Consider the following 6,676-nt stretch of genomic DNA (forward strand, 5'->3'; position numbering starts at 1 on the left):
CCCACCCCCCCGCCAGCCTCAAACGCATCGTCGCCGCCAGCCTCATCGGCACCACCATCGAGTGGTACGACTTCTTCCTCTACGGCTCCGCCGCCGCACTCGTGTTCAACAAGCTGTTCTTCCCGGACTCCGACCCGCTCGTGGGCACCCTGCTGTCGTTCCTGACGTACGCCGTCGGGTTCGCCGCCCGGCCGCTGGGCGCGCTGGTGTTCGGGCACTACGGCGACCGGCTCGGGCGCAAGAAGCTGCTGGTGCTGAGTCTGCTGCTGATGGGCGGGGCCACCTTCGCCATCGGGCTGCTGCCGACGCACGCCACCATAGGGTCGGCCGCGCCGGTGTTGCTCACCGTTCTCCGGCTGGTCCAGGGCTTCGCGCTCGGCGGTGAATGGGGCGGTGCCGTGCTGCTGGTGTCGGAGCACGGGGACGCGCGGCGGCGTGGGTTCTGGGCGTCGTGGCCGCAGACCGGCGCGCCGGCGGGGCAACTCCTGGCCACCGGTGTGCTGTCGCTGCTCACGGCCCTGCTGTCGGACGCCGCGTTCGACAGCTGGGGCTGGCGGGTGCCGTTCCTGCTCTCCGGTGTGCTGGTCGTCGTCGGTATGTGGATTCGTCTGTCTGTCGATGAATCGCCGGTCTTCAAGCACGCGTTGGCCCAAGCCGAGGCCCGCAAGGCGGACGTGGCCGCGGAGGCCGAGAAGGCGCCGATCGTCTCCGTGCTGCGGCACCACTGGCGTGACGTCCTGGTCGCCATGGGCGCGCGCATGGCGGAGAACATCAGCTACTACGTCATCACCGCGTTCATCCTCGTGTACGCCACCACCTCGGCCGGTGTCTCCAAGCAGACCGCGCTCAACGCGGTGCTGATCGCCTCGGCCGTGCACTTCGCCGTCATCCCCGGGTGGGGCGCGCTGTCCGACCGGATCGGCCGCCGGCCCGTGTATCTGATGGGTGCGGTCGGTGTCGGGTTGTGGATGTTCCCGTTCTTCGCGCTGATCGACACCGGCGGCTTCGGCAACTTGATCCTCGCCGTGACCGTCGGGCTGGTCCTGCACGGGGCGATGTACGCGCCCCAGGCGGCGTTCTTCTCCGAGATGTTCGCGACGCGCATGCGCTACTCCGGTGCGTCGATCGGTGCGCAGTTCGCCTCGGTGGCGGCGGGTGCGCCGGCGCCGCTGATCGCCACCGCGCTGCTGGCCGACTACGGCAGCTCCACGCCGATCGCCCTGTACGTCATCGCCGCCGCCGTGCTCACGGTCGTCGCGGTGGCGGCGGCCAAGGAAACGCGCCACCGGGACCTCGCCGCCGTGGCTCCGCCCTCCGGTCAGGGAGCGGACCGGACGGCCGCCGCCCCGGAGGACGCCCGCGCCTGACGTGCCGGGGGTCCGTGCCGTCCTGCCCCCGTACGTTGTGCGTACGGGGGTCGGCGGCGAACGTTCTGCGTGCGGGGGTCGGCGAGCGTTCTGCGTACGAGGTCAGCGTCGTTCTCGTGCCGACAACCGGTGCAGGCGCAGGGCGAGTTGGATCTCCAGAGCCCGCGCAGGGATCTGCCAGTCGTCGCCGAGGAGGCGGCCGACGCGTTCCAGGCGCTGGGCGACGGTGTTCACATGCACGTGCAGTTCGTCCTTGGTGCGTGCGGGGCTCATGCCACAGGCGAAGTAGGCGTCGAGGGTGCGCAGCAGCTCCGTGCCACGTCGGCGGTCGTAGGCGACGACCTCGCCGATGGTGCGGTCGACGAAGCCCGGGATGTCCCGGTCGCCGGCCAGGAGCAGCCCCAGGAAGCCGAAGTCCTCTGCGGCGGCTCCGTCACCGAAGCGGCCGAGGACGCGCAGGGCTTCGAGGCAGCGGCGGGCCTCCCCGTAGGCCGTGGCCACTGTCTCGGGGCGGGCGGCGAGGTCCTCGGCGGGTGCGGAAGCGCCGACGGTGACCGGTGCGTGGACCGCCGTGCCCAGGTGGCGGGCGGCACGGCGGGCCGCGTCGGTGGCGGTGTCGCCGGGGCCGAGGGGCAGCAACAGGACGGTGCCACCGTCGCGGGCGGCGGCCAGGCCGTGCCCGGTCGCGGCCAGGTGGGACGCCGCCGCTGCCAGGCGTCTGCGGGCGTCCGCCTCGTGGTCGGCGTCGGCCGCGCCGCCCTCCAGTCGCGCGGCCAGCACCACGTGGAGCGCGTCGAGGTCGGCGTGGAGCCGGGCCGCGCGCTCCCGCAGCAGGCGCGGGTCGCGGTCACGGGCGTCCAGCAGGTCGTCCAGCAGCTCACCGCGCACGCGCTGTTCGGCCTCGGCGGCCGATCTGCGGGCCAGGAGCAGCAGGGAGGTGACCATCGCGGCACGCTCCAGGGTGCGCTGATCGACCGGGTCGAGCCCCGGGTGGCCACGCAGCACGAGTGCGCCGAGCAGTTCGCCCCCGGCGGCGACGGCGGCGATCCAGTCGTCCTCGTGCAGCACCGCGTGCCCCTGCGCGCCGGACTTCTCCAGGGCCCCGGCGGGTGCGGCGGCGGCCTCGGCGAACTCGACCGTGCCGTCGAGGATCTCGGAGACGGCGGCGGCCACGCCGTGCACCCCGCCGCCGCGGAGGACGAGTTCGGAGAGCCGGTCGTGCACGTCGGAGGCGCGCTCGATGACGCCGCTGCGGTCCCGGATGATCTCGTTCGCACGCTCGAGGCCGGCCAGGGCCGATCTGGTCTCGGCGAGGAGGTTGGCGGTGTCGATGGCGGCTGCGGCGAGGGCGGCGAAGGAGCCGAGCAGGGCGATCTGCTCCCGCTCGAAGAGCCGGGCGCGGCGGTCCGCGGCGAACAGCACGCCGATGACGTGGTGCCCGAGCGTCAGCGGCACGCCGAGAATGGCCACCAGCCCCTCGTCCCGCACGCCCGCGTCGATGGTGAGGGTGTGCTGGAAACGGTCGTCCTTGAAGTAGTCGTCGGTGACATAGGGGCGCGCGGTCTGTGCGACCAGGCCGCCGAGCCCCTCCCCCATGCCGAGCCGCAGCTGCTGGAACCGGGCCGCGACCGAGCCCTCGGTGACCCGCATGTAGGTGTCGCCGCGCTCGGTGTCGTTCAGGCTGAGGTAGGCGACGTCCGTGCCCAGCAGCGAGCGGGCGCGCTGCACGATCGCCTGGAGCACGGCGTCGAGGTCGCGCAGCCCGGCGAGGTCGTGGGCGGTCTCGAACAGTGCGGACAGCTCGGCCTCGCGGCGGCGGCGTCCCTCCAGCTCGGCGCGTACGCGCAGGGCGAGCGGCCGGGCCTGCCGGAGCGCGGCGATCCACTCCGCCGGGCGCCCTTCGGCACGCGCGAGCAGCTCCGGCTGCTCGTAGGCGTCGGCCGACGCTCCTCGGGCCAGGAGCTCGAGGAACGGCGTTTCGGCGGACTGCGCGTGATCGCTGGACATGCTCTCAGGATTCACCATGACCGGCCCGTCCCGTCAGCCCTGTGGACAACTCCCCCGGCCGCCGGGGCCGGCTGCTCAGTGGGCGGTCCAGCCACCGTCGAGCACGAGCGAGGTACCGGTCACGAAGGACGCCTGCGGACCGCACAGATACGCCACCGCCTCGGCGACCTCCTCCGGTTCGATCAGCCGCTTGACGGCGCTGTCCTGCAGCAGCACCTCGGACAGGACCCGCTCCTCGGGGATGCCGTGTGCCTGCGCCTGGTCGGCCAGTTGCTTCTCGACCAGTGGGGTGCGCACATAGGCGGGGTTCACACAGTTCGAGGTGACACCGTGGGGCGCGCCTTCGAGGGCGGTGGTCTTTGACAGCCCCTCCAGACCGTGTTTGGCGGCCACATAGGCCGACTTGTAGGCAGAGGCGCGCAGTCCATGGACGGACGACACGTTCACGACGCGGCCCCATCCCTGCCCGTACATGTGGGGCAGGGCCCCGCGGATGAGCCGGAACGGCGCCTCCAGCATCACGGTGAGCACCGTGTGGAAGACCTCCGGCGGGAACTCCTCGATGGGGCGCACCAGTTGGAGCCCGGCGTTGTTGACGAGGACATCGGTGCCCGCGGCGGCGAGTTCGGCGGCGTCCAGATCGGTGAGGTCGAGGACGTGCGGCTCCACCGTGCCGGCGAGGCCGTGCCCCTGGCCGACCAGTTCCTCCAGGCCCGCGGCGTCCCGGTCGACCGCTCTCACCTTGGCCCCGGCGGCCGCGAGCCGCAGCGCACAGGCACGGCCGATGCCGCCGGCGGCGCCGGTGACGAGCGCGGTGCGGCCGCCCAGGTCGAGCGGGGAGGCGTGGGAGGCCAGGGGGGCACGGGAGACGGTCATGGTTCGACCCTAGGCAGCGCCCAGGCCTCACCCCATGTGGTCACAGCCCATAGTTCAGCCAGAGGCAGTGGGGTCGAACCATGTGGGGGCGTCCGACAGGGCCTGCTTGATCCGGAGCAGACCCAACTCGTTCAGCTCGGGCAGAGCGTCGACGTCGAACCAGGCCACGTCCAGCGACTCGTCGTCGTTGACCCGAGCCTCACCGCCGACGGCCCGGCAGCGGAAGGTGATGTCCATGTACTGGCAGGTGTCACCGTTCTCGTACGTGACGGGCTCCAGTGCCTGGACGAGAACGACCCGTTCGGCGACGCAGCGCACGCCCGTCTCCTCGTGAACCTCCCGCACCGCGCAGGCCGCCGGCTGCTCCCCCGGGTCGGGGATGCCGCCGAGTACGGACCACCTGCGGGTGTCGGCCCGCCGGTTGAGCAGCACTCTGCCCTCGTCGTCGAAGACGAGGGCGGTGACGCCGGGGAGCCAGAGCAGCTGATGACCGGCCGAGTTACGGAGTGTGCTGATGAAGTCGGGAGTAGCCATGCCGTCGACCCTAATGGGCCCCTTCCGTTGCCCCGGCGCGATTCAGGCGGTGTGCGACCCGCGTACGGCTACACGTCGCCGGCGCGTCGTTTGCGCAGTCCGGCGCCGACGGCCCAGCCGAGTCCGCCGGCCGCGACCAGCACGAGCGCGACCTCCGGCAGGATGCCGAGCCGGGTGGCGGGGGTTTGCGAGGACCGCAGCGGCACCTTCTGCACCAGTGAGTCGGCCACGAACATGCCGGTCTTCTGGGTGATCCGGCCGTCCGGCATGATGATCGCGCTGACACCGCTGGTCACCGGCACGGTCACGGTCCGGCTGTGCTCCACCGCGCGTACGCGGGACATGGCGAGCTGCTGGTAGGTCATCTCGCTGCGGTCGAAGGTGGCGTTGTTGCTGGGCACGGAGATCATCTGGGCGCCGTCGGTGACCTCGGAGCGCACGGCCCAGTCGAAAGCGGCCTCATAGCAGGTGACGAGGCCGACCTTGGCGCCGTCCATGGTGAACACGCCCGGCTTGGTGCCCCGGCTGAAGTCCTGGCGGACCATGGCCGTCCAGTTCGGGTTGATCGCGCCGATGAGTGAGCGCAGCGGCAGGTACTCACCGAACGGCTGGATCTGGCGCTTGTCGTAGGTGTCGACGGGGCCCTTCGCCGGGTCCCACAGGATCTGCTCGTTGTACAGCTTGCCGTCGCGCTCGACGACACCGCCGACCGAGATGGGCACCCCGATGGACTTGGCCGCCGTGTCGATGACGGTGCGGGCGTCGGGGTTGGCGAAGGGATCGATGTCGGAGGAGTTCTCCGGCCACAGCACGAAGTCGGGCCGCGCGACCCTGCCCGCCTTGACCTCGGCGGCCAGGCGTTCCGTCTCGCGCACGTGGTGGTCGAGCACGGCCCGCCGCTGGGAGTTGAAGTCGAGGCCGGCGCGGGGCACGTTGCCCTGGATCACCGCGACGGTGGCGCTGCCGTCCTCTGCCGTGTCGCTGACCAGGGGCCGGGCGGCGACGGCGCCCACGACCGGGACGGCCAGGCTCAGCAGACCCAGGGCCGCGGCGGAGCGCCGTACCTCACCGGTCCGCCGCCACTGCCGGGCCAGCCGGACGACCTCATACAGTCCGAAGCCGCACAGCACGACCGCGAAGCCGAGCACCGGGGTGCCGCCCACCGCGGCGAGCGGCAGGAACACACCGTCCGCCTGACCGAAGGCGACCTTCCCCCAGGGGAAGCCGTTGAAGGGGGCACGCGCGCGTGCCGCCTCGCCGGCGATCCACACGGCGGCCGCCCACACCGGCCAGCCGGGCAGCTTCGACACGGTCGCGACGCCGGCGCCGACGAGGGCGACGAAGAGCGCCTCGATCGCCACCAGGGCGAGCCAGGGGCCCGGCCCCACCTCCACTCCGGTCCACACCAGCAGCGGCAGCAGGAAGCCGAGGCCGAAGAGGTAGCCGAGGCCCAGTGCGGCCTTCCAGCCGCGGCCGCGCAGCACCCAGCCGAAGACGGCGAAGGCCGGCAGCGCCAGCCACCACAGCGTGCGGGGCGGGAAGGAGACGTAGAGGAGCAGGCCGGAGAGCGCGGCTGCGGCGGCCGGAACGAGACGCACGAGCCGCCGGGCCCAGGTCCACGCCCCGGGCGCGATCCGCGGCTCCAGCTGGTCCGACTCGCCGACGGAGGTTGCGGTGACGGTCACTCCCGGAGTCTAAGGCGCGTGGCCTCGGGGCCGACAGCGCGGTACGCGGGGTGGACGGACTCCCTGTTCATTTCGTCACGACACATCCCCAAACCGCCGACCAGCCGTTACCGTGTGCCAAGCCTCAGTCGTGCGGCCCGTGGCGGCATGTGCGGCCGGGGCCCTGGCTCGCCCTGGTGGCGATCGAGGCTCTCTTCGTCGCCCCCG

Annotated in this window: 5 protein-coding genes; 1 reads left to right on the forward strand and 4 read right to left on the reverse strand. The window is 72.3% G+C overall.

All coding sequences use genetic code 11. The features are described from left to right. Nucleotides 1-1,367 (forward strand): MFS transporter (locus C1J00_RS35635; protein ID WP_102913084.1); only part of this gene is annotated, 1,367 nt, incomplete at its 5' end. A gap of 102 nt (nt 1,368-1,469) precedes the next feature. On the opposite strand, the gene C1J00_RS35640 is transcribed toward C1J00_RS35635, so the two are convergent. From C1J00_RS35640 to lnt, 4 genes are all read right to left on the reverse strand, one after another. After that, complete coding sequence (locus C1J00_RS35640) at nt 1,470-3,374, reverse strand: helix-turn-helix domain-containing protein (RefSeq protein WP_102913085.1); 1,905 nt, start codon at nt 3,372-3,374, stop codon at nt 1,470-1,472. Between the two features lie 75 nt (nt 3,375-3,449). Next, nucleotides 3,450-4,250, reverse strand: coding sequence for a 3-hydroxybutyrate dehydrogenase (locus C1J00_RS35645; protein ID WP_102913086.1), 801 nt, complete (start codon nt 4,248-4,250; stop codon nt 3,450-3,452). A gap of 54 nt (nt 4,251-4,304) precedes the next feature. After that, entirely contained in the window at nt 4,305-4,784 is a 480-nt protein-coding gene (locus C1J00_RS35650) for an NUDIX hydrolase (protein ID WP_102913087.1), read from the reverse strand. Between the two features lie 68 nt (nt 4,785-4,852). Continuing rightward, nucleotides 4,853-6,469 (reverse strand): apolipoprotein N-acyltransferase, encoded by a 1,617-nt coding sequence (gene lnt / locus C1J00_RS35655; RefSeq protein WP_102913088.1) that lies wholly within the window; start codon nt 6,467-6,469, stop codon nt 4,853-4,855. Between the last annotated feature and the right edge of the window lie 207 nt (nt 6,470-6,676).

Source organism: Streptomyces cahuitamycinicus (genome assembly GCF_002891435.1).
Lineage (GTDB): Bacteria > Actinomycetota > Actinomycetes > Streptomycetales > Streptomycetaceae > Streptomyces > Streptomyces cahuitamycinicus.